The following is a 2,085-nucleotide window of genomic DNA, read 5'->3' as shown; positions in this document are numbered from 1 at the left end:
GATTTTTTGTGCTCTGATCCAGTGAAAACGATTTTTCTTACTGGATCGGAACAGTGTTCAATTTGATTTTACAATCGACGACTGTATTTGAATACGGTTATGATTGGAAACGCACACTCCCGGAGTGATTAACGAACAACACGTGAATCATGAAGGGAGTTTTTTAATGTCAGAATCAAAACTGGAAAATTTTGTCTTTACTGTTATGATGGCCTTTGTTATGGTCTACGCCATGATCTGCTACAACATCGCTCTTACCATCGGCGGGATGAGGGATGCTATCTTACTGGATGCCTTCCGCGAAATGATGATCATGTGGCCGGTTGCAATCATCCTGGAGATGTTCGTCTTTGAAAAGCCTGTCGTTTACTTGACTAAGCGGCTGATTACACCTGAAACGCCAATCTTGTTGATCATCTTGATCCGGTGCTCAATCACCATCTGCCTTATGTGCCCAACGATGAGCTTGATCGCGACCGCGCTCTTCAAGAACTTCCAAGCGGCTGGCTTCATCGGGATCTGGCTGCAGACTGCCGTCATCAACTTTCCAATGGCGATTGGCTGGCAAATCTTCCTCTGCGGTCCTGCGGTAAGATTCTTGTTTAGAACGATTTTTAGAAAAGATAACTAAGTTACATTAGCAGCATTCATCTGTATTTAGTGCAGGGGATGCTGCTTTTAGTTTCTCCGAATACGTCTGGCAAGAGTATCACAAGTGACTGCCTCCCCAGCTTTCTGACACTATTCTGCTGGGTGAGTCCTAGATACAGAACCAATAAATAGGTTACTTTATTTATGTACCAGGAAGTCTCAGAAAATTTCGTTAGCGATGCACTAGAAAGGGGCTATATCCAAGAGAAGAGCTATGCATCATCAACGCAACACGGTGTTTATAATGCTGAAGATGATGTTAGAATGGTGATTAAGAAAAGCAACTCTGGAAGACAACTTAATGGATTTACTCTTGATACAGAAAATGAAGTACTTTTTAAGAGAAACACCAAGTTTATTGCTACTGATGCATACGTGAAAGATGGGAAACGATACATGAGGTAGTTGAAGATGGAGACTAATAAAACTAGTGATGATGGAAAGACACCAATAACTTTAGAAAATTTGCATGAGGTATTTTCTAGTGGTCCTTCAGACGAATGGGAAAAGAGCAGAAAGTTTCTAAAGCGGATGATGGCAGAAAGTGAAAAGTTCTGGGCAGAAAGAGCGAAGACACAAGCGATTAGCGAAAGCTGACCGCTTTTAGTTTGCCCTCAGCATGGCGTAAAAATGCTTTATAATCATCCCGTCGGGGTCACACCTCGTAATATCAGGCGTTGGTAGACTGTTGAATGAAGAAGTACAAAACAGTTAAATTCTAGAGGCAAGCAGTTTATAATATAATCTATAAGTAATCGGTTGCAACTGAACCAGAAAGGAAATTGGTATGTTAGAGAACGAAGCTTTGTTTGACGAGGTGGTAGACGAACTTAAAAAACGTGGTTTAATTCAAGATTTTGAAGAAAAATACGGTAAAATCACGGGCAGAATGATGATCACAGAAACAGAGATCCCCGAGGAATTAGGCATTGAGATAAATGATCCAGATGTTCATTCTTTCAAAGCCACTTTTGACTTCTATAATACCGCAATAGGCCTGGCGCTTAATGTCAAAACGAGAGAAGCAGCAACAAAATTCTGGCTGACTCCACAAGATGATAGGAATGACGTGCCAACGGACAGCTGGTTTGAATTTTTTGCCATGATTTTGATGGAAGCCTTAGATGAAGGCATGGATAGCATCCCAACTTTCTCTTTCGTCAATGATTCCAGTGACCTTACCATCAGTGGCCTGGGCCTGCTTGAGAAGAAATAACAGGAGAAGATTATGACTAAAGCAAAAGTAGCCTTTATCTGCACCCATAATTCCTGCCGGAGTCAAATCGCCGAAGCCTTGGGTAAAAAGCTGGCCGGGGATGTCTTTGAATCCTATTCAGCCGGCACGGATCTAAAAGATCAGGTTAACCCCGACGCGGTTCGGCTGATCAAAGAGCATTATGGCATCGATATGCTGGCCAACGGGCAAAAACCAAA

At 42.3% G+C, this 2,085-nt stretch carries 5 protein-coding genes; all 5 read left to right on the top strand.

Annotated features, from left to right (window positions below; genetic code table 11):
• Nucleotides 1-166: 166 nt before the first annotated feature.
• On the top strand, nt 167-631 hold the full coding sequence (locus tag FD23_RS08410) for a DUF2798 domain-containing protein (RefSeq protein WP_025895679.1): 465 nt from the start codon (nt 167-169) through the stop codon (nt 629-631).
• Nucleotides 632-795: 164 nt separating this feature from the next.
• Nucleotides 796-1,056, top strand: a complete 261-nt coding sequence (locus FD23_RS08405) for a hypothetical protein (RefSeq protein ID WP_025895678.1) — start codon at nt 796-798, stop codon at nt 1,054-1,056.
• 6 nt (nt 1,057-1,062) lie between these two features.
• Nucleotides 1,063-1,248 (top strand): hypothetical protein, encoded by a 186-nt coding sequence (locus FD23_RS08400; protein ID WP_025895677.1) that lies wholly within the window; start codon nt 1,063-1,065, stop codon nt 1,246-1,248.
• Nucleotides 1,249-1,438: 190 nt separating this feature from the next.
• Nucleotides 1,439-1,867, top strand: a complete 429-nt coding sequence (locus tag FD23_RS08395; protein WP_025895676.1) for a hypothetical protein — start codon at nt 1,439-1,441, stop codon at nt 1,865-1,867.
• 12 nt (nt 1,868-1,879) lie between these two features.
• Nucleotides 1,880-2,085, top strand: a 206-nt coding sequence (locus tag FD23_RS10815; RefSeq protein WP_483803745.1) for an arsenate reductase/protein-tyrosine-phosphatase family protein, incomplete at its 3' end; no start/stop codon positions are given.

It is taken from the genome of Lactobacillus delbrueckii subsp. delbrueckii DSM 20074 = JCM 1012 (assembly GCF_001433875.1).
In the GTDB taxonomy this organism is placed as follows: Bacteria; Bacillota; Bacilli; order Lactobacillales; family Lactobacillaceae; genus Lactobacillus; species Lactobacillus delbrueckii.
Note: the sequence above shows the minus strand (reverse complement) of the source record. Positions and strands in the feature narration are given on the sequence as shown.